General features: G+C 69.6%; 21 protein-coding genes. 14 read left to right on the top strand and 7 right to left on the bottom strand.

Annotated features, from left to right (window positions below; genetic code table 11):
• Nucleotides 1-5: 5 nt before the first annotated feature.
• The 3 genes from OX958_RS19280 to OX958_RS19270 are packed head-to-tail and all read right to left on the bottom strand — an operon-like array spanning nt 6 to nt 3,063.
• Nucleotides 6-1,577 carry a tripartite tricarboxylate transporter permease gene (locus OX958_RS19280; RefSeq protein ID WP_270130268.1) on the bottom strand — a complete coding sequence of 524 codons (1,572 nt, stop codon included), beginning with the start codon at nt 1,575-1,577 and terminating at the stop codon, nt 6-8.
• On the bottom strand, nt 1,574-2,071 hold the full coding sequence (locus OX958_RS19275) for a tripartite tricarboxylate transporter TctB family protein (protein WP_270130266.1): 498 nt from the start codon (nt 2,069-2,071) through the stop codon (nt 1,574-1,576). Before OX958_RS19275 ends, OX958_RS19280 begins: the two co-directional genes overlap by 4 nt.
• Complete coding sequence (locus tag OX958_RS19270; protein ID WP_270130265.1) at nt 2,068-3,063, bottom strand: Bug family tripartite tricarboxylate transporter substrate binding protein; 996 nt, start codon at nt 3,061-3,063, stop codon at nt 2,068-2,070. The genes OX958_RS19275 and OX958_RS19270 overlap by 4 nt, the downstream gene beginning before the upstream one ends.
• A gap of 142 nt (nt 3,064-3,205) precedes the next feature.
• Between OX958_RS19270 and OX958_RS19265 the strand changes: the two genes are divergently transcribed.
• The 7 genes from OX958_RS19265 to OX958_RS19235 all read left to right on the top strand — a co-directional run bounded on the left by OX958_RS19265 (nt 3,206) and on the right by OX958_RS19235 (nt 9,390).
• Complete coding sequence (locus OX958_RS19265; RefSeq protein WP_270130264.1) at nt 3,206-4,000, top strand: IclR family transcriptional regulator; 795 nt, start codon at nt 3,206-3,208, stop codon at nt 3,998-4,000.
• Entirely contained in the window at nt 3,990-5,192 is a 1,203-nt protein-coding gene (locus OX958_RS19260) for a CaiB/BaiF CoA transferase family protein (protein WP_270130263.1), read from the top strand. Before OX958_RS19265 ends, OX958_RS19260 begins: the two co-directional genes overlap by 11 nt.
• On the top strand, nt 5,189-6,025 hold the full coding sequence (locus OX958_RS19255; RefSeq protein ID WP_270130262.1) for a citryl-CoA lyase: 837 nt from the start codon (nt 5,189-5,191) through the stop codon (nt 6,023-6,025). Before OX958_RS19260 ends, OX958_RS19255 begins: the two co-directional genes overlap by 4 nt.
• Before the next feature lie 14 nt (nt 6,026-6,039).
• The gene (locus OX958_RS19250; protein WP_270130261.1) at nt 6,040-6,660 is read left to right on the top strand and encodes a TetR/AcrR family transcriptional regulator; all 621 of its coding nucleotides are present in this window, start codon (nt 6,040-6,042) and stop codon (nt 6,658-6,660) included.
• A gap of 107 nt (nt 6,661-6,767) precedes the next feature.
• Entirely contained in the window at nt 6,768-7,982 is a 1,215-nt protein-coding gene (locus tag OX958_RS19245) for a cytochrome P450 (RefSeq protein ID WP_270130259.1), read from the top strand.
• Between the two features lie 13 nt (nt 7,983-7,995).
• Nucleotides 7,996-8,190, top strand: coding sequence for a ferredoxin (locus tag OX958_RS19240; RefSeq protein WP_270130257.1), 195 nt, complete (start codon nt 7,996-7,998; stop codon nt 8,188-8,190).
• A 6-nt stretch (nt 8,191-8,196) separates the two neighbouring features.
• Entirely contained in the window at nt 8,197-9,390 is a 1,194-nt protein-coding gene (locus OX958_RS19235) for an NAD(P)/FAD-dependent oxidoreductase (RefSeq protein WP_270130255.1), read from the top strand.
• On the opposite strand, the gene OX958_RS19230 is transcribed toward OX958_RS19235, so the two are convergent.
• Together OX958_RS19230 and OX958_RS19225 are read right to left on the bottom strand one after the other, a co-directional pair.
• Nucleotides 9,377-10,996, bottom strand: coding sequence for an AMP-binding protein (locus tag OX958_RS19230; protein ID WP_270130253.1), 1,620 nt, complete (start codon nt 10,994-10,996; stop codon nt 9,377-9,379). The genes OX958_RS19235 and OX958_RS19230 overlap by 14 nt on opposite strands.
• Before the next feature lie 73 nt (nt 10,997-11,069).
• Entirely contained in the window at nt 11,070-11,954 is an 885-nt protein-coding gene (locus OX958_RS19225; protein ID WP_270130251.1) for an SDR family NAD(P)-dependent oxidoreductase, read from the bottom strand.
• A gap of 22 nt (nt 11,955-11,976) precedes the next feature.
• Here OX958_RS19225 and OX958_RS19220 point away from each other — a divergent pair, with 22 nt between their 5' ends.
• Nucleotides 11,977-13,191, top strand: coding sequence for a M24 family metallopeptidase (locus OX958_RS19220; protein ID WP_270130249.1), 1,215 nt, complete (start codon nt 11,977-11,979; stop codon nt 13,189-13,191).
• Here OX958_RS19220 and OX958_RS19215 read toward each other — a convergent pair.
• On the bottom strand, nt 13,188-14,162 hold the full coding sequence (locus OX958_RS19215; RefSeq protein WP_270130247.1) for a GlxA family transcriptional regulator: 975 nt from the start codon (nt 14,160-14,162) through the stop codon (nt 13,188-13,190). The two genes, OX958_RS19220 and OX958_RS19215, sit on opposite strands and share 4 nt — an antisense overlap.
• Before the next feature lie 70 nt (nt 14,163-14,232).
• Between OX958_RS19215 and OX958_RS19210 the strand changes: the two genes are divergently transcribed.
• The 3 genes from OX958_RS19210 (at nt 14,233) to OX958_RS19200 (ending at nt 18,273) form a co-directional block, all read left to right on the top strand.
• Nucleotides 14,233-15,510 carry an MFS transporter gene (locus OX958_RS19210; RefSeq protein ID WP_270130245.1) on the top strand — a complete coding sequence of 426 codons (1,278 nt, stop codon included), beginning with the start codon at nt 14,233-14,235 and terminating at the stop codon, nt 15,508-15,510.
• A gap of 21 nt (nt 15,511-15,531) precedes the next feature.
• Nucleotides 15,532-16,044 (top strand): redox-sensitive transcriptional activator SoxR, encoded by a 513-nt coding sequence (gene soxR / locus OX958_RS19205; protein ID WP_270130243.1) that lies wholly within the window; start codon nt 15,532-15,534, stop codon nt 16,042-16,044.
• A gap of 114 nt (nt 16,045-16,158) precedes the next feature.
• On the top strand, nt 16,159-18,273 hold the full coding sequence (locus OX958_RS19200) for a RecQ family ATP-dependent DNA helicase (protein ID WP_270130241.1): 2,115 nt from the start codon (nt 16,159-16,161) through the stop codon (nt 18,271-18,273).
• 1 nt (nt 18,274) lies between these two features.
• On the opposite strand, the gene OX958_RS19195 is transcribed toward OX958_RS19200, so the two are convergent.
• Entirely contained in the window at nt 18,275-19,057 is a 783-nt protein-coding gene (locus tag OX958_RS19195) for an ArsR/SmtB family transcription factor (protein WP_270130239.1), read from the bottom strand.
• Nucleotides 19,058-19,181: 124 nt separating this feature from the next.
• Between OX958_RS19195 and OX958_RS19190 the strand changes: the two genes are divergently transcribed.
• From OX958_RS19190 to OX958_RS19180, 3 genes are read left to right on the top strand one after another with little or no spacing between them, the layout of a single operon-like run.
• Nucleotides 19,182-20,693 carry an SDR family oxidoreductase gene (locus OX958_RS19190; protein WP_270130237.1) on the top strand — a complete coding sequence of 504 codons (1,512 nt, stop codon included), beginning with the start codon at nt 19,182-19,184 and terminating at the stop codon, nt 20,691-20,693.
• A 21-nt stretch (nt 20,694-20,714) separates the two neighbouring features.
• Complete coding sequence (locus tag OX958_RS19185; protein WP_270130235.1) at nt 20,715-21,512, top strand: GNAT family N-acetyltransferase; 798 nt, start codon at nt 20,715-20,717, stop codon at nt 21,510-21,512.
• 22 nt (nt 21,513-21,534) lie between these two features.
• On the top strand, nt 21,535-22,287 hold the full coding sequence (locus OX958_RS19180; protein ID WP_270130233.1) for an SDR family oxidoreductase: 753 nt from the start codon (nt 21,535-21,537) through the stop codon (nt 22,285-22,287).
• The last annotated feature ends 1 nt before the right edge of the window (nt 22,288 follow it).

The raw sequence follows: 22,288 nt of genomic DNA, 5'->3' as shown, positions 1-22,288 counted from the left end.
ACTCATCAGTCGTCCTCACCGAAGGTGAGCCGGTCGCGGGTGGCTTCCCGGCCACGGAGCCGGGCGACGATCCGCGGCAGGTACGGCACGAACAGGGCCAGCACGGTCAGGATGATGATGACCAGGCTGAGCGGCCGGGTGAAGAACACGCTCGCGTCGCCGTTGGAGATCACCAGCGAGCGGCGGAACTGCTCCTCCATGGTGGGACCGAGGATGACGCCGAGGATGACCGGCGCGATCGGGAAGTCGAGTTTGCGCATGAAGAATCCGGCGACGCCGATCAGCAGCGCCATCAGGACCTCGTACCCCGAGCCGGACAGCGAGTAGACGCCGAGGCAGGCGAAGACCAGGATGCCGGCGTACAGCAGCGGCCGCGGCACCTTCAGCACCTGCACCCAGATCGCGATCAGCGGCAGGTTCATGATCAGCAGGATCAGGTTGCCGACGTAGAGCGAGGCGATCAGCGTCCAGACCAGGGTGCCCTGGTCCTCGAACAGCTGCGGGCCGGGCTGCACGTTGAAGATCTGGAACGCGGCCAGCATCACCGCGGCGGTCGCCGAGGTCGGCAGGCCGAGGGTGAGCAGCGGCACCAGGACGCCGGAGAACGACGCGTTGTTGGCCGCCTCCGGGCCGGCGACCCCCTCGATCGCGCCGTCGCCGAACTCGTCGGGATGCTTGCGGCCTGCCTTCTTCGCGCGCCGCCGCTCGATCGTGTAGCTCAGGAAGGTCGGTACCTCGGCTCCGCCCGACGGGATCGCCCCGAACGGGAAGCCGAGCGCCGTACCTCGGAGCCAGGGTGCCCACGAGCGCTTCCAGTCGTTCTTGCTCAGGTACCCGGTGCGTAGCCGGCCCTTCTCCAGCACCGCCGGCCGGTCCGGCGTACTGCGCAACTTCGATGCCACGTGCAACGTCTCGCCGATCGCGAACAGACCGACGATGACGATCACCACGTCGACGCCGTCCAGCAGCCGCAGGGTGCCGAAGGTGTAGCGCTGGGCGCCCGACAGACTGTCCAGCCCGATCAGCCCGATGAACAGACCGACCGTCAGCGACAGCAGCCCACGGATCAGCGAGTGGCCGACCAGCGCGGTCACCGCGACCATCGCCAGCAGGGTGATCGCGAAGTAGTCGGTCGACTGGAACTCGCCGGCCAGGTTGCCGATCGGCTTGGCGACGAAGGTCAGCAGCACGGTCGAGATGGTGCCGGCGATGAAGGAGCCGATCGCCGCGGTCGCGAGGGCGGCCCGGGCCCGGCCCTTGAGCGCCATCTTGTGGCCCTCGATCGCGGTCGCCACCGAGGCCGACTCGCCGGGGGTGTTGATCAGGATCGAGGTGGTGGACCCGCCGTACATGGCGCCGTAGTAGATGCCGGCGAACATGATGAAGGCGCCGATCGGGTCGGAGAAGTTGAAGGTGATCGGCAGCAGCAGCGCGATCGTCAGCGCCGGGCCGATACCGGGCAGGATGCCGACCAGCATGCCGAGGGTGACGCCGAGCACGGCCCAGAGCAGGTTCATCGGGTGCAGCACCGTGCCGAACCCGTGCAGCAGGTCGCCGAAGACGGCCAGTGAGATCACAGTCCCAGCACCCCCTCGGGCAGCGAGATGTCGAGGAACTGGGTGAACGCGATGTAGACCAGTACGGAGATCACCACGGCGACGATCGCGTCCCGCACCACCTGCCGGCTGCCGAGCACGCGGGCCGCGCAGAAGAACAGCAGCGCGGTGGCGATCATGTAGCCGAGCGGCACGACGAGGAAGGCGTAGAGGACCAGCAGCGCCGACACGGCCAGCGGCTCGAACCAGCTCCGGTCACCCTTGTTCGCGGTCCGCGGCGAGCGCAGTCCTTCGACCAGGTAGCCGATCGACAGCAGGAGCCACGCGACCGTGACGAGCAGCGGGAAGAACCGCGGTCCCGCCGGATCGAGCCCTTTGGGACTGCGGATGTCGAAGACGCCCACCAGGAACGTCGCGCTCAGGACGACCAGCACCACGGCCGCGATGATCCGCACCGGCCGCGACGCCTCGACCTCGGCGTCCGACACCTTCACCGGTTCCTCTGTCGTGCTCACACGATCCCCAGTTCTTTCAGCAGTGCCTCGACTCGGGTGGTCTCGTCGGCGATGAACTTCTTCGCGTCGTCGCCGGTCCGGAAGAAGTCGGTCCAGCCCTGCTTCTTGCGGATCTCGGCCCATTCGGGGGAGTCGTTGGTCTTCTGGACGAAGTCGATCAGGCGTTGGCGATCCGCCTCGGGAATGTCGGGTGGAGCCACGATCGCGCGCCAGTTCAGTACTTCGGCGTCGTACCCCTCGGACTTCATCGTCGGCAGCTGCTTGCCGCCGACGGTCATCGGGTCGGTGCCCGAGGTGGCCAGCACGCGCATCTTGCCGGCCGCGATCTGCTCCTCGAACTCACTCAGGCCGGAGATGCCGACCGTGACGTCGCCGGACAGGATCGCGGCCGTCGCCTCGCCGCCACCGGAGTACGAGATGTACTTGACCTTCGACGGGTCGGCGCCCGCGGTCTTCACCAGGGTGCCCGCGGTGATGTGGTCGGTGCCGCCGATGGTGCCGCCGCCCCAGCTGACCGAACTCGGGTCCGCGCGGTACTTCTCGACCAGGTCGTCGAGGGACTTCAGCGGCGAGTCCGCCTTCACCACGAGCACCTCCTGCTCGGCGGTGATGGTCGCGATCGGGGTGGTGTCGGAGATGGTGATCTTCGACTGGTTCAGGGTCAGCGCGCCGACCATCACCAGGCCGGTGATCATCAGCGTGTGCGGATCCTTGCGGTTCTTGGTGACCAGCTTCGAGATGCCGACGGCACCGCCGGCGCCGGTCACGTTGACCACCGAGACCGATCGGCCGGGAAGGAAGTCGTCCTCCTGGATCACGTGCTGGAGCTGGCGAGCGGTCAGGTCCCAGCCACCACCGGGGGCGGCGGGGACCATGATCTCGACGTTGCGGGACGGGAAGTCGCCGGCGACGCTGCCGCCCTCCAGGGCCGAACAACCGCTGAGCAGCAGGCTGACGCTCACCCCGGCGGCAACGATCACGGATCGCGGCATGTGGGTACCTCCTCGGGAACAGGCCTGACCGGAAACTAGCAGCATTCCATCAGGAGGTACAGAGATTCCGTTCTGCGGATCGGCGGGTTATCGTCGGGAAGGCGTGCGCAGTGCAGGCGCGCCGCAGCGGAAGGGGTGCCGGATGGACGGTGACGGGGAGCTGCCCGGGGTGCGAAGCGTGCACCGGGCGCTGGATCTGCTGGAGCGCTTCGACGACGAGCATCCGCTCTGGACGCTGGCCGAGCTGACGGCAGCGAGCGGTCTGCCGAAGACGACCGTGCTGCGGCTGGTGACGACCCTGGAGCAGCGCGGACTGGTTGCCTCGACAGGGCCGGGTCGTTACGCGATCGGGCCCGGCTTTCTGCGCTGGTCCCGCTTGAGCAGCGCCGGCATGGAGGTTCCGCCGGCGGTACGGGCGGCTCTGAACCGGCTGGCGACCGAGACCGGCGAGACGGCCAACCTCTACATCAGGGTCGGGCGGACTCGGGTGTGTCTCGCGCAGGCTCAAGGGACGTTGAGCGTTCGGCACACGATCGCGGTCGGCTCCGCGCTGCCGTTGTGGGGCGGTGCGGCGTCGCGGGTGTTGCTGAGCGACCCGCCGCTGCTGGCGGCGGACCCTTCGGTGATCGAGGCTGTGGCCGCTGAGTATCCGCAGGGTGAGGCCGGGTCGAAGGAGTTCAGCCCCAAGCAGCTTCGCCTTGCCGCAATACGGGCCGGCGAGCGTGGGTACGCCGTGACTCACGGAGAGCGCGAACTCGGGGCATCAGGTATCTCCGCCCCGGTACTCCGCTCCGACGGGCGGGTGGTCGCCGCGGTGGGGGTCGGCGGGCCGACGACCCGCTTCAACGACGAGCGCCTCCCGGGATACGTCGCTGCCGTACGCCGCTGCGCCGCCACCGTGAGCGCGAGTGGCTGGAGCGGTTTCAGTGCATCCTGACCTGCTCGACGGCGTGCGAGTACTGGATCTCACGAACGTGCTGGCCGGACCGTTCGCGGGATACCAGCTCGCGTTGATGGGGGCCGAGGTGGTCAAGGTGGAGGTGCCGGGGTCCGGCGACCTGGCCCGCAATCTCGGGGCCGATCCTGAGCTGAGCCAGGCCGGCCTGGGCGTTTCGTTTCTGGCGCAGAACGCCGGGAAGCGCTCTCTGACGCTGGACCTGAAGTCGCCGGCCGGCAAGGAGGTCTTCGAGCGGCTGGTGCGCGACGCCGATGTGCTGCTGGAGAACTTCAGGCCCGGCGTACTCGAGCGGCTGGGCTTCTCCTGGGCCACTCTGCAGGAGCTCAATCCCGCACTGGTGTACTGCGCCGTGTCGGGATTCGGCCAGACCGGGCCGATGCGTGGGCGGCCGGCGTATGACCAAATCATTCAGGGACTGTCCGGGATCATGAGCGTGACAGGTACGCCGGAGACCGCGCCGACCCGGACGGGGTTCCCGGTCGCCGACACACTGGGTGGCTACGCGGCGGCGTTCGCCATCTCGGCGGCGCTGGTCAAGCGCGCCCGGACCGGGGCCGGCAGCTTCCTCGACGTGTCGATGCTGGAGACCGCGATCGCGGCGATGGGCTGGGTGGTCTCCGACCTGGTGATCGGCGGCCGAGAACCGCGGGCCATGGGCAACGAAAACGTCACGTCGGCGCCGTCGGGCACGTTCGAGACGGCGGCCGGCGCGCTGAACATCGCCGCCAACAAGCAGGAGCAGTACGTCGAACTGTGCGCCGCGCTCGGCCGCCCGGAACTGATCGAGGACCCCCGGTTCACCACTCGCGACTCACGCAAGCAAAATCGGACGGCTCTCAAGGCGGAGCTGGAGAAGACGCTCAGAGAGCGCTCTGCCGCGGAGTGGGACGAGCTGCTGGCAGGAAGCGGCGTACCGGTCGCGCCGGTGCTGACCGTGGCGGAGGCGTTGTCGCTGGAGCAGATCTCGGTCCGCGAGTTGCTGCACGAGGTCGACCTGCCCGGAGGGACACGTTCGCTGCGAGTTCTGGGCAGCAGCGTTCAGGTGGACGGCGCGTCGGTCGGGCCGGGGAAGCGGCCGCCGGGGTTGGGTGAGCACACGGACGAAATTCTCGCTGAGCTCGGCTACAGCAGCGAGGAGATCAGCGGCCTTCACGAGCAGGGAGCGGTATGAGCGACAGGGCCCAGGAAGCGGCGGACTGGTGGGCAACGTCGATCACCGACATCGAGCCCGGGGAGATCCGCCTGCGCGGCTACCCGATCGAGGAACTGATCGGTGCTGTCAGCTTCCCGCAGATGATCTGGCTGATGGTGCGCGGTGAGCTGCCTTCCGAAGACGAAGCCAGGCTGCTCGAACTGACCCTGGTCGCTGCCGTCGACCACGGACCGCAGGCGCCGTCGATCGCCGCGGCCAGGATGGCCGTGTCCTGCGGTCTGGCTCTCAACAACGCGATGGCGACCGGCGTGAACCTGCTGGGCGATGTCCACGGCGGCGCCGGTCAGCAGTGCATGGGGATCCTGCAGGAGCTCAAGACGGCGGTCGACCAAGGGGAGTCGCCGACCACGGCGGCGCGCGCGCTGGTTGCGGCGTACAAGGATCGGGGGACCTTCCTGCCCGGCTTCGGCCACCGCTTCCACCCACTCGATCCGCGCCGCGACCCGTTGATGCATGCCGTCGAGCGTGCCGCGCGCGACGGCGTCGTCGAGGGCCACTACCTGGAGGTCGCGCTGGCCCTCGAATCGGTGCTGGCCGAAGGCTCCAGGCCGATCCCGATGAACATCGACGGCGCCACCGCGACCATCTACGCCGAACTGGGCCTGGCACCCGAGCTGGCTCGCGGTCTCTTCGTCCTCTCGCGATCCGTCGGCCTGCTCGCCCATGCTCGCGAGCAGCAGCTCGAACCGACCCGCATCAAGGGCCCGTTGCCGAAGAGCATCCCCGCCACCTACACCGGTACGCCGCCGCGAAGCGTGCCGCACACCTCACCGACGGACGGCCATCCCTGAGGCAGAATGACGCAATGCCGGACGACGAGACCATCACCGAGCAGCGGGTCCGCAACCGCTGGGGCGAGGGCGACCGGCTCCGCTTCGAGATCCTGGAGGGCGCCGGCCGGCTGCTGTCGGAGCTGGGCGGCGAGGATGGCCTGACCATTCGCGGCGTCGCCCGCGAGGTGGGGATCGCCCCGGCCAGCATCTACCAGCACTTCGCCGACCGGGCCGCGCTGATCGAGGGTCTGGTCGACTACGAGTTCGGCCTGCTGGTGAAGGCGATGGCCGCGGCCGACGAAAGCCTGGAACCCGGTGACGTGATGGGCCGGCTGCGGGCCCAGGTCCACGCGCATCGTGACTTCGCCGACGCCAAGCCAGGGCACTACCGGCTGTTGTTCGGCAAGGCCACCCGCCGGGCGATCAGCGGCGAGCGTCCGGTGAGCGGCCCGCTGGTGGAGGTTTTCACCAGTCTGATCACCGCCTTCGAACGCTGTGCCGACGCGGGACACGTCCTGCGCCTGCCCAGTCGCCGGGCCGCGTCGCTGGTCTTCGTCAGCGTCTACGGCCGGGCAGCGCTGCTGGACGGCGTCCAGCCGGCCCACCCGAGCGAGGACTTCCTCGACGATCTCGTCTCGCTCGTCTTCGCCTGACTCCTCACCAATTGTGACTTGAATCTCACTCTGTGGTGGCACGATGCCGAGTTACCTAACGTTTGTTCAGTAAGAAAACATTCGTTCGGTAACTCTGGGGAGCCGCGATGTCCGAGCTTGTGGAAGCAGCACCCGCCTATCCGATGACCCGCGGCAGGTGCCCGTTCGATCCGCCGCCCGAGCTGGATCGCCTGCAGGCCGAGGAGCCGCTGTCGCGGACGACGCTCTGGGACGGCAGTACGCCGTGGCTGGTGACCCGGTACGACCACTCCCGCCAGGTGCTCGCCGACCCGAGGATCAGCTCCGACCCGCGCAACGACGGCTTCCCGTTCAGCACCGAGGCGCAGTCGCGCAACCGGGGCCAGTTCACCGCGTTCATCGTCCGTGACGATCCCGAGCACGCCGCCCAGCGCCGCCTCGTCACCGCGGACTTCATGATCAAGCGGGTGGAGGCGATGCGGCCACGGATCCAGCAGCTCACCGACGGCCTGATCGACGACATCCTGGCCGGCCCGAAGCCGGTCGACCTGGTCGAGGCGCTCGCCCTGCCGTTGCCGTCACTGGTGATCTGCGAACTGCTCGGCGTCCCGTACGACGACCGCGCGCTCTTCCACCGCCTGGGCAAGCTGCTGCTCCGGCGTGAGAACACGGCCGAGCAGTCGCAGGCCGCGAGCCAGGAACTGCGGGACTACCTGCGGGACCTGGTGAACCGCAAGAACGAGGGGCCCGCCGACGATCTGCTGAGCCGGCTGATCGTCGAGCAGTTGCGTCCGGGCCGGATGACGATCGACGACGTCGTCGACATGGCCCTGTTGCTGCTGATCGCCGGCCACGAGACGACCGCCAACATGATCGCGCTCGGCACGGTCGCGCTGCTGGAACACCCCGATCAGCTCGACGCGCTCCGCGCCGCCGACGACCCGAAGGTGGTGGCGCACGCCGTCGAGGAACTGCTGCGCTACCTGACCATCGTGCACAACGGCCGCCGCCGGGTCGCCCTGGCGGACCTGGAGGTGGGCGGGCAGCTGATCCGCAAGGGCGAGGGCGTGATCGTCGCGACCGAGATCGCCAACCGCGACGAGGAGGCCTTCCCGGAGCCGGACAAGCTCGACATCCACCGGTCGGCCCGGCACCACGTCGCCTTCGGGTACGGCGTACATCAGTGCCTTGGGCAACCACTTGCCCGGGTCGAGCTGCAGGTCGTCTACCGCACCCTCTACCGGCGCATCCCGACCCTCGCGCTGGCGGTGCCGCTCGACCAGGTGCCGTTCAAACACGACATGTCCATCTACGGCGTGCACGCGCTGCCGGTCACCTGGTGAAAGGGGTCTCACGATGAAGGTGGTTCTCGATCAGGACAAGTGCATCGGTTCGGGACAGTGTGTGCTGTCCGCGCCGGAGGTGTTCGACCAGCGTGACGACGACGGCATCGCCGTACTGCTGGCGCAGCCGGCCGATGCCGGCACCGAGGAAGGCACCCGGGAGGCCGCGCGGATCTGTCCGGCGCTGGCGATCACGGTGGCGGAGTAGTCGCGCGTGCTGAACCGGATACTCGTCGTCGGTGCTTCGGCCGCGGGACTCACCGCGGCCGAAGCGCTACGGCGCGAAGGCTTCACCGAGGAGTTGACGATCGTCGGCGACGAGCCGCACGCGCCGTACGACCGGCCACCGCTGTCGAAGCAGATTCTCCGCGGCACCTGGGAGGACGACCGGACCGTACTGCGCTCCGACGCCCTGCTCGCCGGCCTGGGAGCGACCTGGATCCTCGGTACCGCGGCCACGGCGCTGGACCTGCCGGCTCGCGAGGTGACTCTCGCCGACGGCCGCGTCCTCGGCTACGACGGACTCGTCATCGCGACCGGCGCGGCGGCGCGGAGGCTGCCGTTCGGCCATCACCTGGCAGGTGTTCACGTGCTCCGCACCCTCGACGACACGTTGCGGCTGCGGGAAGAGCTGAAGACCGCCTGCTCGGTCGCGATCGTGGGTGCCGGCTTCCTCGGTGCCGAGGTGGCGGCGGTGGTTCGCGAACTGGGCTTGACGGTCACGATGATCGATCCGCTGCCCGCGCCGATGATCCGCCAGTTCGGTCCGGAGCCGGGAGAGTTGCTCAGGCGGTTGCACGAAGGGCATGGCGTCGACGTGCGCTGCGGTGTCGGCGTCACCGCGTTGCAAGGCGACGGTCGAGTCGAGGGAGTCGAGTTGGCCGACGGCTCACAGGTTGCCGCCGACGTCGTCCTGGTCGCGGTGGGAGCCAGCCCCGCCACCGGCTGGCTGGCGGGCAGTGGCCTCCCGATCGGTGACGGCGTCGAGTGCGATCAGTACTGCGTTGCCGCGCCGGGCGTCGTGGCCGCGGGCGATGTCGCGTCCTGGCACCACCCGGGAATCGGCCGCCGCCGGCTCGAGCACCGGATGAACGCCACCGAGCAGGCGACCAACGCGGCCAGGAACCTGCTGGGTCAAGGCGTCCCGTTCGAGCCGGTGCCCTACTTCTGGACCGACCAGTACGACGTGAAGCTCCAGGTCTACGGCCGCTCGGGGGCCGAGTTCGACTTCCGGATCGTCGCGGGTGATCCGGCCGAAGGTCGATTCGCCGCACTGTACGGCGACGGCGAGCAGGTGGTCGGCGCGCTCGCCTGGAACCTCCCACGGCAGGCTCGCCTGTTGCGCGAACACGTCGTTCGGTCGACCCCGTGGAACTCCGCGGCACACCAGGAGCTCAACTCTCACTGAGCTTCGTGCGGGGGACCTTCCCGGTCGCGTTGCGGGGAAGCTCCTCCAGCAGCACGATCGTGCGAGGCGTCTTGTACCGCGCGAGGTTCGCGCGCACGTGGTCGAGCAACTCGTCCTCGGTCACCTCACCGGCCGGTACGACGTACCCGACCAGCCGCTGGCCGAACTCCTCGTCCGGCACGCCCACGACGACCGCCTCGACGACTCCTGGGTGGCTCATCAGGCAGTCCTCGACCTCGACCGGGTACACGTTCTCGCCGCCGGAGACGATCATGTCGTCCTCCCGGCCGTCGACGAACAAACGGCCGTCGTCGTCGAGGTGACCGAGATCGCCGGTACTCATCCGGCCGTCGACCACCGTCTTGCTGCTGCCGTCGGAGTAGCCGCCGAAGACCAGTCCGCCGCCCGCGAAGATGCGGCCGGTGACTCCCGCCGCAACGGGCCGGTCGTCGTCGCCCAGGATCCGGACCGAACTGCCGAGGCAGGGCCGCCCGACGGTGCCTGGCGCGTCGAGCAGGTCGGCGGAGGTGGCGATCGTCGCGATGCCGATCTCGCTGGACCCGTAGGCGTCGCACAGGACCGGTCCGAACTGGGCGACGAACCGCTCGGCGAGCGCGGGACCCAAGGCCGACGCGCCGGAGATGACGGCCCGCACTGAGCTCAGGTCGGGTGCGGCGATCGCGGCCGGACCGAGGTCGAGCATCCGCTGCAGCATCACCGGTACGGCGACGATCGCGCCGGCCCTGGTCCGGTCGACCGACGCGAGCACGGCGCCGGCGTCGTACCGGCGGGACAGCACCAGCGGCGAGCCGAGGAAGAGTGCGAGCATCGAGTTCAGCAGTCCCAGCCCATGGAAGAGCGGGGGACAGATGACCATCGGTTCGCCGGCCCGCAGCCCGATCCGGTGGAGTGTGCTCGCGGTCAGTCCGGCGAGTCCCCACGCGGTCGGAGACCGGGGCGCCGCCTTGGGCGCGCCTGTGGTGCCGGAGGTGAGGATGGTGATGTGGCCGGGATGCTCGGGCTTCGGTGGCTCCGGTTCCCGGCTCTGCGCCAACTGGTCCAGCGTGGCCGATCCATCCGCTCGATCAGCCGCCGTCTCTTGCCAGGCGACCACGCCGGGCAGACCTTCGGAGGCGTCGGTGAACTCTTCGTCATGGATCAGCAGGTCGGGTCGCTGACGCTCCAGCACACTCCTGAGTTGCGGCGGAGCGAACTCCGTGTTGACGAACAGCACGTCGGCGCCGAGCCGGGAAGCAGCCAGCGTCGCCTCCAGGAAGTACCGGTGATTGCGGCACAGCACCGCGACCTTGCTTCCGGCAACAATCCCGTACCGCGCGTGCAAGGCCGCCGCCTGGCGGGAACAGCGCTGGTCGAGTTCGCCGTACGTGATGGTGCCGCGCTCGTCGAACACCGCGGGCTGATCGGGGAACCGGACGGCGGCGATCGCGCCGAGCGCTGCCATCGACTGCCCCCACTGCCGCAGTGCGCGCTCGATCGGAACCAGGTGGGCAGGCCGTGCCGATCGCCAGACGCCTGACCTGATCAGGGCGACCGACACCCCGCTGAGCTCACCGGCGGCGTTCACCAGCCACTCGGGCGGTCGCATCGGCCCGATCGGGCGAGGCCGGGCCAGGCTGCCGGACCTCGGTCGGGGGATCGGTCGCAGTGGCGTCATCAGCTCACTCGTCATCCTTGCGGGGCCGGTTCGACAGCCGGTAGTACTGCTCCAGCAACCGGTCGGTCGGTACCCGCAGAAGGTTGCCCAAGGCATCGGCCGGGCGGACCAGCGGCGGGGTGATGTTGTGCGGTCTCTCCGCCACCGCGGTGCAGACCTGATCGGCCGCCTGCTCCGGACTGAGCCCGGGCAGGCTGTTCAGCAGCGGGGTCGGTGAACTCATCCGGGTGTGCACCAGACCCATGTAGACGGTCGAGGTGGTCACCCCGTCGTCACGGATCTCCTGGGAGACGCAGCGCAGCCATATGTCGAAAGCGCTCTTCGATGCCAGGTACGCCGACCAGCGCGCCATCGGCGGCGTCCGTACTCCGGCGGTCGACACGTTCACGATGTGACCGGAGCCGCGCTCGCGCATCGACGGCAGCAGTTCGAGGACGAGCTTGGCCGGGCCGAGATAGTTGACCGCGTTGGTCCGCTCGATGTCGTGGAACCGCTGGTAGGAGTCCGCGACCGAGCGCCGGATCGACTTGCCGGCGTTGCTGACCAGGACGTCGACGCGCCCGTGCTCGGCCAGCACCTTCGCGACCACGGTCTCGATCGCCGCCGGATCGGCCAGGTTCGCCGGGTAGGCGAACGCCTTGCCGCCTTCGGCCCGGATCTCGCCGGCCACGATCTCCAGTTGCTCGGCCGTCCGCGCGAGCAGCAGCACCGTCGCGCCGGCCCGCGCGAGCCGCTTGGCCGTCGCCTCGCCGATGCCGAACGACGAACCGGTCACCAGCACGACCTTGCCGCGCACGGCGAAGGCCAGCCGGTCGTCGGGGATCCTGGACCGCCCGTTGGTCAGCGCGACCAGCAGCGGCCAGCCGAACGGACGCTTCCCAGACCTCATGCCAGATCCCATACCAGTCGCCATGGCTCGACATTACCGGCTGGTAGGCCTGCTGGCGATGCTCTCCAGCCAGTCGTCGATCGGCGCCGGGCGCAGTACCGTCGGAGCCATGCCTCGCCGATCCTCGCACCAGCCACCGACAGACTCCGCCGTACTCCGCGCCCGCCTGGCGCGGGCCAGGGAAGCGGCCGCAGGCACGGGCCTGCTGATCGCACCAGGCTCCGACCTGCGGTACCTGCTCGGCCGCGCGGGTGGTTCGCACGAGCGCCTCACCGTGCTGGTGATCCCCGCCGACGGGCCGCCCGCGCTCGTCGTACCGAAGCTGGAGGCGCCCGGTTTCGCCGACGTGCCGACCGCCGACCTCGGCATCGAGGTGGTCACCTGGGTCGACGGCGACGACCCGTACGCCGTGAGCGCCGAGCGGCTCGGTAAGCCCGGTCGCGTGGCGGTCAGCGACTTCACTCCGGCGCTGCACGTGCTCGCGATGCGGGCTGCGCTGCCGGGCGTGGAGCAGGTGCTCGCCGGGCCGATCGTGCGGGAGCTGAGGATGCGCAAGGACGCGGCCGAGGTCGAGGCGTTGCGCACGGCGGGGGCCGCGATCGACCGCGTGCACGCGCGAGTCGGCGAGTGGCTGTGGGCCGGACGGACCGAAGCGGAGGTCGGCGCCGACATCGCGGCAGCCATCGTGGAGGAAGGGCACGCCGTGGCGGACTTCGTGATCGTCGCCAGTGGCCCGAACGGCGCCAGTCCGCATCACTCGCTGTCGGAGCGGGTGATCGAGGCGGGGGACGTGGTGGTGGTCGACATCGGCGGGCCGATCCCCGAGGGCTACAACTCGGACTCGACCCGGACCTATGCGGTCGGTGAGCCGCGGGACTCCGACGTCGCGGCGACGTACGAGGTGCTGCGGTCGGCGCAGCAGGCAGCGGTGGACGCCGTCCGGCCGGGAGTGAGCGCGGAGTCGATCGACGCGGCTGCTCGCGAGGTCATCGCGGCGGCGGGTTTCGGCGAGTTCTTCATTCACCGGACCGGCCACGGCATCGGTCTCGACGTCCACGAGGAGCCGTACATCGTCGGCGGGAACCAGTTGGTCCTCGAACCAGGGATGGCGTTCAGCATCGAGCCGGGGATCTACCAGCCGGGTCGCTGGGGTGCGCGGATCGAGGACATCGTGGTGGTCACGGCCGACGGCGTGGAGTCGCTCAACCGGCGACCGCACGAGCTGGTGATCGTCTAGCCCGCGCGGAAGGTCTTGCGGTAGGCGAGCGGCGGGATGCCGACCTCGGTGCGCAGGTGGTGACGGAGCGAAGCGGCGGTGCCGAGGCCGGCTGCTTCGGCGATCCGGTCGACCGACAGGCCGGTCGTCTCCAGCAGATGGCAGGCGTGCCGGACGCGCTGCTGCAGCAGCCAGTTGCCGGGGGACTGACCGGTCTCCGCCTTGAAGCGGCGACTGAACGTCCGCACGCTCATCTTGGAGTGGGCGGCCATCGCGCCGAGAGTGATCTCGTCGCTCAGCCGCTGCAGCACCCAGGCGCGGGTCGGCGCCGTACCGTCGCTGCCTTCGTCCGGGACGACGCGCTCGATGAACTGCGACTGCCCGCCGTCCCGCCAGGGCGCGACGACACAGTGCCGGGCCGAGCGGTTGGCTACCTCGCTGCCGAAGTCCCGGCGAATCAGGTGCAGGCACAGATCGACGCCGGCCGCGAGCCCGGCCGACGTGATGATGTCGCCGTCGTCGATGAACAGCAGGTCCTCGTCGAGCAGGACCTTTGGATACAGCGCGCGGAACAGGTCGGCTCGCTGCCAGTGCGTGGTCGCCGGCCTGCCGTCGAGCAGGCCGGCTGCCGCGAGCACGAACGCGCCGGTGCAGATCGAGGCGATCCGGGTGCCGGGCCGGATCGTCGCCAGCGCCGCGGCCAGGTCGTCGGGCAGGGTGCCTTCGTGACGAGGCTGTGAGATGTAGGTGCCCGGGATGATCACCGTGTCCGCCTCGGCGAGGATCTCGGAGCCGTGGTCGGGGGTCAGCGAGAAACCCAGACCGGCCCGGATCGGCGCGGTCGTGAGGCCGCAGACCTTCACGTCGTACAGCCTGGTGCCGTCGGCGGTGGTGGCTTCGCCGAGCACGGTCGGCGGAATGGTCAGGTCGAAGCCGACCACCGGCTCCAGGGCGAGGACGGCGACCCGATGCGGAACGACGGAACCAGTCATGGCCATATCTTGACAGATGGTGGCGGTCTGGCCACTGGTTCGCCGGAGAAACCTCCCGCAGACTCGCCTGGTGACAGAAATTCTCGAGCAGAAGACGGCCCGGCGGCGGTTGCACCGCGCCTGGCCCGTCGCCGCGGTCGGCTTCATCACCCTGATCGGCGCCGCCGGTTTCCGCTCCGTGCCGAGCGTGCTGCTCGACCCGCTGCACGAGGAGTTCGGCTGGTCGCACGCCACGATCTCGGGCGCCGTCTCGATCAACCTGCTGCTGTACGGCCTGATCTCGCCGTTCGCCGCGGCGCTGATGGACCGGCTCGGCCTGCGCAAGGTGGTCAGTGGCGCGCTGGTGCTGATCGCGCTCGGGAGCGGGCTGACGATCTTCATGGACTCGTCCTGGCAACTGCTGCTGTGCTGGGGGTTGCTGGTCGGAGTCGGTACGGGCTCGATGTCGATGACGTTCGTCGCGACCATCACCGGCCGCTGGTTCTTCGAGCGTCGCGGGCTGGTCACGGGCATCCTGACGGCAGCGGGCGCTACCGGGCAGCTGGTTTTCCTTCCGCTGATCGCGCTGCTGGCCACGTCGTACGGGTGGCGGGTGCCGGCGTTGGTCGCGGCCGGCGCGGCGCTGGCCGTGGTGCCGCTGGTGTTGCTGTTCCTGCGCGACTACCCGAGCGACGTCGGGCTCCGGGCGTACGGCGCTCCGGAGGGGAGCGCCGCAGGGCAGCGGGTCGAGGCGACCGGGAACAGCGGCGTACGGGCGCTGACTGCTCTGTGGACGGCCATGCACCGGCCGGCGTTCTGGATGCTTGCCGGTGGCTTCGCGATCTGTGGAGCGTCGACGAACGGGTTGATCGGTACGCACTTCGTGACCGCCGCGCACGACCACGGGATGCCGGTGACCACTGCCGCGTCACTGCTCGCCCTGGTCGGCATCTTCGACGTGGGCGGCACCATCCTGTCGGGCTGGCTGACGGACCGCTGGGATCCGCGGTACCTGCTGATCGCCTACTACTCGCTGCGCGGGCTGTCCCTGTTGGTGCTGCCGTCGTTGCTCGGGCCGACCGCCGAGCCGAGCATGTGGGTGTTCATCATCTTCTACGGGCTCGACTGGGTGGCGACCGTGCCGCCGACCGTCGCGCTGTGCCGGGAATGGTTCGGCGTGGACGGGCCGATCGTGTTCGGCTGGGTCTTCGCCTCCCATCAGATCGGTGCCGCCGCGGCGGCCACCGGAGCCGGCGCGATCCGGGATCTGCAGGGCAGCTACAACCTGGCCTGGTACCTCGCGGGAGGACTCTGCGCGGCCGCGGCGTTGATGTCGGCCTGCATCGGACGCCGGATCCCCGTGGTCTGAGCCGCTCCGCTAGCCTCGACAATGGTTGAGGTTCAGTGGCGGGAGGACGAGGGCGTGGACATCGAGCCGGGCGAGCTGACGGTGGGGCAACTGGCCGAACGGAGTGGGGTGGCCATCTCCGCGCTGCACTTCTACGAGCGGCAGAAGCTGATCGTCAGCCGCCGGACGTCGGGCAACCAGCGCCGGTACAAGCGTGACACCCTGCGCCGGGTGGCGATGATCCGGATCGCGCAGCGGGTCGGTATCCCGCTCGGCGAAGTGGCCGCGATCCTCGCCCTGCTGCCCGGCAACCGGACGCCGACCAGGCAGGACTGGGAGCACATCTCGCAGTGCTGGCAAGCTGAGCTGGACCGGCGGATCGTGCAGTTGGAGCAACTCCGGGACGACTTCAAGGACTGCGTCGGCTGCGGCTGCCTCTCGCTGGACCGCTGCGGCCTCGCCAACCTCCACGACGTCCTGGCCGCCAAGGGTCCCGGTCCCCAACGCCTGCTCGACCCGGCCGGAAACCCCTGCCACCCAGGTAATTGCCGCTGATTGCCCCGCGAAAGCTGACGGGGCAGGTTGATGCGGGGGCCGGGACAGGTGAGTTGTCCACAGGTCGCCGGTGCGGGGCGCGGGCTGGGGGTGGCGGCGTCTAAGGTCGCGGGCATGGGTGACATCAAGCTGTCGGATGATCGGGCGAAGACCGCCGCGGAAGTGATCCACGCGATCGCCGGGGCCGGCGCGAGCCTGCGCGCCGACCAGGAGACCGCGGTTGCCGCGCTGTGCGAGCCGAACGCCCGAGTGCTGGTGGTCCAAGCCACCGGATGGGGCAAGTCCGCGGTGTACTGGGCCGCCACGGCGATCCGCCGCTCCGAAGGCGCCGGGCCGACGCTGGTGGTGTCACCGCTGTTGTCGTTGATGCGAGACCAGGTGGCCGCGGCCGGTCGAGCCGGCCTGCGGGCCGCCACGCTGAACTCCTCGAACGTCGACAACTGGTCCGGAATCGAGAACGACCTGCGTTCCGGCGCGATCGACGTACTGCTGGTGTCTCCCGAGCGGCTGGCCAACCCTGGCTTCGGCCGGCGGGTGCTGGACGGGCTCGCCGGGCAGATCGGTCTGCTGGTGATCGACGAGGCTCACGCCGTCTCCGACTGGGGACACGACTTCCGGCCGGACTACCGCCGGGTGTCCGACGTCCTGCAGAAGCTCAATCCGCAGACGCCGGTGCTCGCGACCACCGCGACCGCCAACGCGCGAGTGACCGACGACGTCGCGCACCAGCTGGGTGCGTCGACGCTCGTACTGCGAGGTCCGCTGGCCCGGTCGAGTCTGCAACTGGCGGTCGTCGACGCGCTGTCGCCGCTGGACCGCTTCGCCTGGGTCGTCGATCACCTGCCGAAGCTTCCGGGCTCCGGCATCGTCTACACGCTGACTGTCTCCGATGCTCAACGGCTGGCTGCCGCGATCCAGGAGGTGCACGGCCCAGCGGTTCCGGTCGCGGCGTACACGGGCGGGCTGGAGGCGGGAGAGCGGGAGCGGCTCGAAGACGCCTTGCGAAACAACGAGTTCAAGGCGCTGATCGCGACGTCCGCGCTGGGAATGGGGTACGACAAGCCCGACCTCGGATTCGTCGTACACGTCGGATCGCCGCCGTCGCCGGTGTCGTACTACCAGCAGGTCGGGCGTGCCGGGCGTGGCATCGACCACGCGGTGGTCGCGTTGCTGCCGTCGGACGCCGATGCCGGGGTCTGGGACTACTTCGCCACCGCGACGATCCCGGTGCCGGACCAGGTGAACAGGTTGCTGCGCGGGCTGGAGGCCTACGAGCCGGATCAACCCGCGACCGTGCCGGCCCTGGAGGCGGAGACCGGCCTGCGCCGCGGGCGGGTCGAGCTGATGCTCAAGCAGCTGGCGGTCGACGGCGCGGTCGAGCGGGTCGACCGCGGCTGGGTGCGGACGGCTGCCGACTGGAGTTTCGACGCGGCCCACTACGACGGCATCGTCTCGGTCCGCCGGCGCGAGGCCGACATCATGCGCGCCTACACCCGTGGTGAACGTTGCCTGATGCAACTACTTCAGGAGTCGCTGGACGATCCGTCCGCCGAACCGTGCGGCCGGTGCTCGGTCTGCCTGGGACTGCTGCCCGATCCGCTGACCGCGCGGCCGGATCCGGAGACCGTGCAGGCGATCACGCGACTGCTGCGTGGCGAGACGCACGTGCTGGAGCCTCGCAAGATGTGGCCGGGTGGTGCGTTCGGCGCGAAGGGGAAGATCCCGCCGGGGTTGATGGCCGAGCCCGGTCGCAGCATCGTCTATGCCGACGCTCCCGAATGGCGGGAAGTCATCCGGGCGGTGTTCAGTTCGACGCCGGCTCCGGACGCCTTGGAGGCCTTGAAGGCCGGCTGCGTCGCCGCGCTGTCGCGCTGGCGCGACGCCTGGTCCCGTCGGCCTGAGGTGGTCGTCACGCTTCCGGCCGCCGGCCATCGGGAGCTGGTGACCGAGGTCGCCAACCACCTGGCGGAGATCGGCCGCCTCGAGCGCGCCGAGCTGACCGTGAACGGCGCTGCCTTCAGTGACGAGCTCTCGTCGGCCGAGGAGGCGAAGGTGTGGCGCGACGGGGTGTCGATCGAGCCGGCCACGGCTCAGGCGATCAGCGGGCGATCGGTCCTGCTGGTCGTCGACGCGTCGTCCTCTCAATGGCCGGTCACCGTCGCCGCCGCCAAGCTTCGCGAGTCAGGTGCAGCCGCGGTGCTTCCTTTGCTCATTCATCGCCGCCCCTGAATCAGATCGATGCGGTGCCTTCGGTGAGGGACTTGAGGTCGGAGAGCAGGCGGGGCCAGCCGTTCTGGACCATCGAGCGGATCGTGCTGCCGGGTTCGAAGCCGGTGTGGACGACGGTCAGCTTCACCTGCTCGTCCTCGACCTCCAGCTCGAAACTCACGCGGGAGAGCGGTTCGGCGCCGGCCCGGGCGGCCACCTCGTCACCCAACTCGACCGCCTTCGCGAACTCCGGGGTGATGTGGTGCCAGGTGTAGGCCAGCCGCCGGTACGGGTCGTACTCGAGCACCTCCTGGCCGGGCCCCGACATGGTGACGTCACCCATGACCCAGTCGATCCTGGAGCCGACCTTCCAGTCGGTGTCGTGCTGGAGTCCCCAGTACTGCTGGGTGAAAGCCGGGTCGGTCAGCGCCTGCCAGAGCCGCTCGGGCGTGGTCCTGATGTAGGTCGTGTAGACGAAGTCCTGGTCGCTCACTGGTTCCTGCTCCAATGCTGTCTTGAGGTCGGCGAGGAGCTGCACGCGCCGCCGGTCGTACCGGCTGATCCAGCGGTCGGCGATGGCGTTGATCGGTTCGGCGTTGAGGTGGTGCAACTTCTCGCGGCCGCGCCGGACGGCGGTGACGAGATTCGCGCCTTCGAGGACGGCGAGGTGTTTGCTGACGGACTGGCGGGCCATCCGGAGTCCGGCGCACAGTTCGCCGAGCGTCTGCCCGTCGCGCTGGTTCAAGCTGTCGAGCAGTTGCCGCCGGCTGGGATCCGCCAGCGCCCGGAACACCTCGTCGTCCATCACCACTCCTCAGGCAGCTGCCGGGCTGCCTGATCACGATAGGCAGCCAGTTGGCTGCATGTCAATCCGGTCGCGAGCAGGCCGGGAGCATGATCGAGCGCGGATCGGGCACAAGATGGGCCACATGGATAAGAACAAGCTGGTTCTCGTCACAGGCGTCACTGGATACATCGGCGGGCGGCTGGTGCCTGAGCTGCTCAAGGCCGGCTACCGGGTCCGGGCGATGGCGCGCAATCCGCGCCGGCTGCAGGACCGCGAGTGGTACGACGATGTCGAGGTGGTCGAGGCCGATGCCGGTGACCGGCACCAGCTCGACGCCGCGCTCGAAGGAGTCGACGTCGCGTACTACCTGATCCACGCGCTCGGGACCGGCAAGCGCTTCGAGTCGCGCGATCGCCACACCGCGCTGACCTTCGGCACGGCCGCGCGGGAGGCCGGAGTCGGCAGGATCGTCTACCTCGGTGGCCTCTACCCTCAGGACGAAGTGCTCTCGCCGCACCTGGACTCGCGCCGCGAGGTCGGCGAGATCCTGCTCGCGTCCGGAGTACCGACGACCGTGCTGCGTGCCGCGGTCATCCTCGGGTCGGGTTCGGCCTCGTTCGAGATGCTCCGCTATCTGACCGACCGGCTGCCGGTGATGGTCACGCCGCGCTGGCTGCACACGCGGATCCAGCCGATCGCCGTCCGCGACGTCCTGCACTACCTGGTCGGCAGCGCCTCGATGCCGAGCACGGTCAACCGCGGCTTCGACATCGGCGGCCCCGACGTGCTGACCTACCGCGACATGATGCAGCGGTACGCCGCCGTCGCTCACCTCAGCAGCCGGCGGATCGTCACCCTTCCGCTGCTGACCCCGTCGCTGTCGAGCCACTGGGTCGGCCTGGTCACCCCGGTGCCGAACAGCATCGCCCGCCCGCTGGTCGACAGCCTGATCCACGAGGTCGTCTGCAAGGAACACGACATCGAGCAGTACGTGCCCGATCCGGAGCCGGGGTTCATCGACTTCGACCGGGCCGTCGAGCTGGCGCTCAAGCGCGTCCAGGAGTTCGACGTCTCCACCACCTGGGCCTCGGCGTCGATGCCGGGTGCGCCGAGCGACCCGCTGCCGGGCGATCCGGACTGGTCGGGCGGTTCGCTGTACGTCGACGAGCGGGAGAGCGCGATCGCGACGACGCCGGAGCAGCTGTGGTCGGTGATCGAAGGCATCGGCGGTGGTAACGGCTGGTACTCCTGGCGCCTCGGCTGGTGGGCCCGAGGGGTGCTCGACCGGGTCTTCGGCGGTCCCGGTCTGCGCAGAGGACGGCGCAATCCGAACGACCTGTCCATCGGTGATCCGCTCGACTGGTGGCGGGTCGAGGACATCGAGGATCTGAAGCTGCTGAGGCTGCGGGCCGAGATGCGGCTGCCCGGTCTCGCCTGGCTGGAACTGATCGTCGACACCGACGACCAGCAGCGGACGGTCTTCCGCCAGCGAGCGCTCTTCCACCCGCACGGCCTGCCCGGCCACCTGTACTGGTACGCGATCAAGCCCTTCCACGGCATCGTCTTCGGCGGGATGCAACGCAACATCGCGGCCGCGGCCGCCCGGACCGGGGACGACGCCCCGAAGTGGCGGCCGTCGCACAAATCGTCTTGACGCGAACGTGACGATAGAGGGGTGAACTTCACCAGCCTCGGCTACCGAACCGACTTGATGCTGCTGCAGCTGAGCGGCTCCGTGCTGACGGACCAAGGCGACTACGTGGTCGTCCGGACGCCTGCCAATCCGACGTTCTGGTGGGGCAACTACCTGCTCTTCCGTACGCCGTTCGCGCCGGGTGACGCGGTGGCGCGAGAGGCGATCTTCCGGCAGGAGTTCCCGGCGGCGAAGCATCTCGCGCTCGGTCTCGACACCGTCGACGGCGTGGTCGGCAGCGAGGACGAGGTGAAGGCGCTGGGGCTCGAGATCGACCGCAACACAGTGATGACCGCGCGGGAGGTTCGGGAACCGGCCCGGCCGAACCTGACCTCGCAGTACCGGGACCTGAGCAGTGACGACGACTGGGAGCAGTTGCTCGACCTGTCCCTCGCCTGCGCGACGATGACCGTCGACGAGGAGTACCGCGAGTTCAGCCGGCGCCGGATCGAAGCGGAGCGGGGGCTCTGCGGGGCCGGGCATGCGCGCTGGTTCGGCGCCTTCGACGGTGAGCGGCTGCAGGCTTCGCTCGGACTGGCCTCGGACGGGTCTGGCGTGGCCCGGTTCCAGAACGTCCAGACCCGGCCGGAGGACCGGAACCAGGGGATCGCGAGCACGCTGGTGCATCGCGCCTCGCGGTACGGGTTCGACGAGCTGGGCGCGCACACGCTGGTGATGGTGGCCGATCCCGGCTACCTCGCGATCCGGATCTACCGCGCGCTGGGATTCGACGACAACGAGGTGCAGTTGGGGACGGGCCGGGCGCCGGCGACGTCGTGACGGGGCGTGAAAGGCTGACCGCATGAGCTCGGACGAAACCCGGCGGGGAACCGCCCTGGTCACCGGCGGGAGCCGCGGTATCGGCGCGGCGGCGGCGATCGCGCTGGCGGCGGACGGATGGGATGTCGGCGTCAGCTACCTGAGCCGCTCCGGCGACGCCGAGCGGGTCGTCTCGGCCTGCGAGGAGTTGGGGCGGCGCGCGTACGCCGTCCAGGCCGACGTTGCCGAGCCTGAGCAGATCGAGCGGTTCTTCGACTCGGTCACCGCTGAGCTCGGCGCGATCGGGGCCGTGGTCAACAATGCCGGCGTGGTGTCGCCGAGTGGGCGGGTGGCCGGCTACGACCTGGGGCGGCTGGAGCGGGTGTTCCGGATCAATGCGATCGGCGCGTTCCTGGTCGCGGGCGCCGCGGTCCGGCGAATGTCGACCGCGGCCGGCGGCGCCGGGGGAGTGATCGTCAACGTGTCGTCGCGTGGCGCGGTGCTCGGGTCAGCGGGCGAGTACGTCGACTACGCCGCCAGCAAGGCTGCGGTCGACACCCTGACGGTCGGCCTGGCCAACGAGGTCGCCAAGGAGGGGATTCGCGTCCTCGGCGTCAGGCCGGGGCTGATCGAGACCGAGATCCACGAGGAAGGACGGCTGGAGCGGATCGGCGGTACGCCGCCGCTGGGTCGTCCCGGCAAGGTCGAGGAAGTGGCCGAGCTGATCGCGTTCCTGGCCTCGGATCGCGCTTCCTACATGACCGGCTCGATGGTCGACGTGGCCGGCGGCCGCTGAG

Origin of the sequence: Kribbella sp. CA-293567, from assembly GCF_027627575.1 — a bacterium.
Lineage (GTDB): Bacteria > Actinomycetota > Actinomycetes > Propionibacteriales > Kribbellaceae > Kribbella.
The sequence above is the reverse complement of the archived record's forward strand: the minus strand, read 5'-3'. Positions and strand labels throughout refer to the sequence as shown.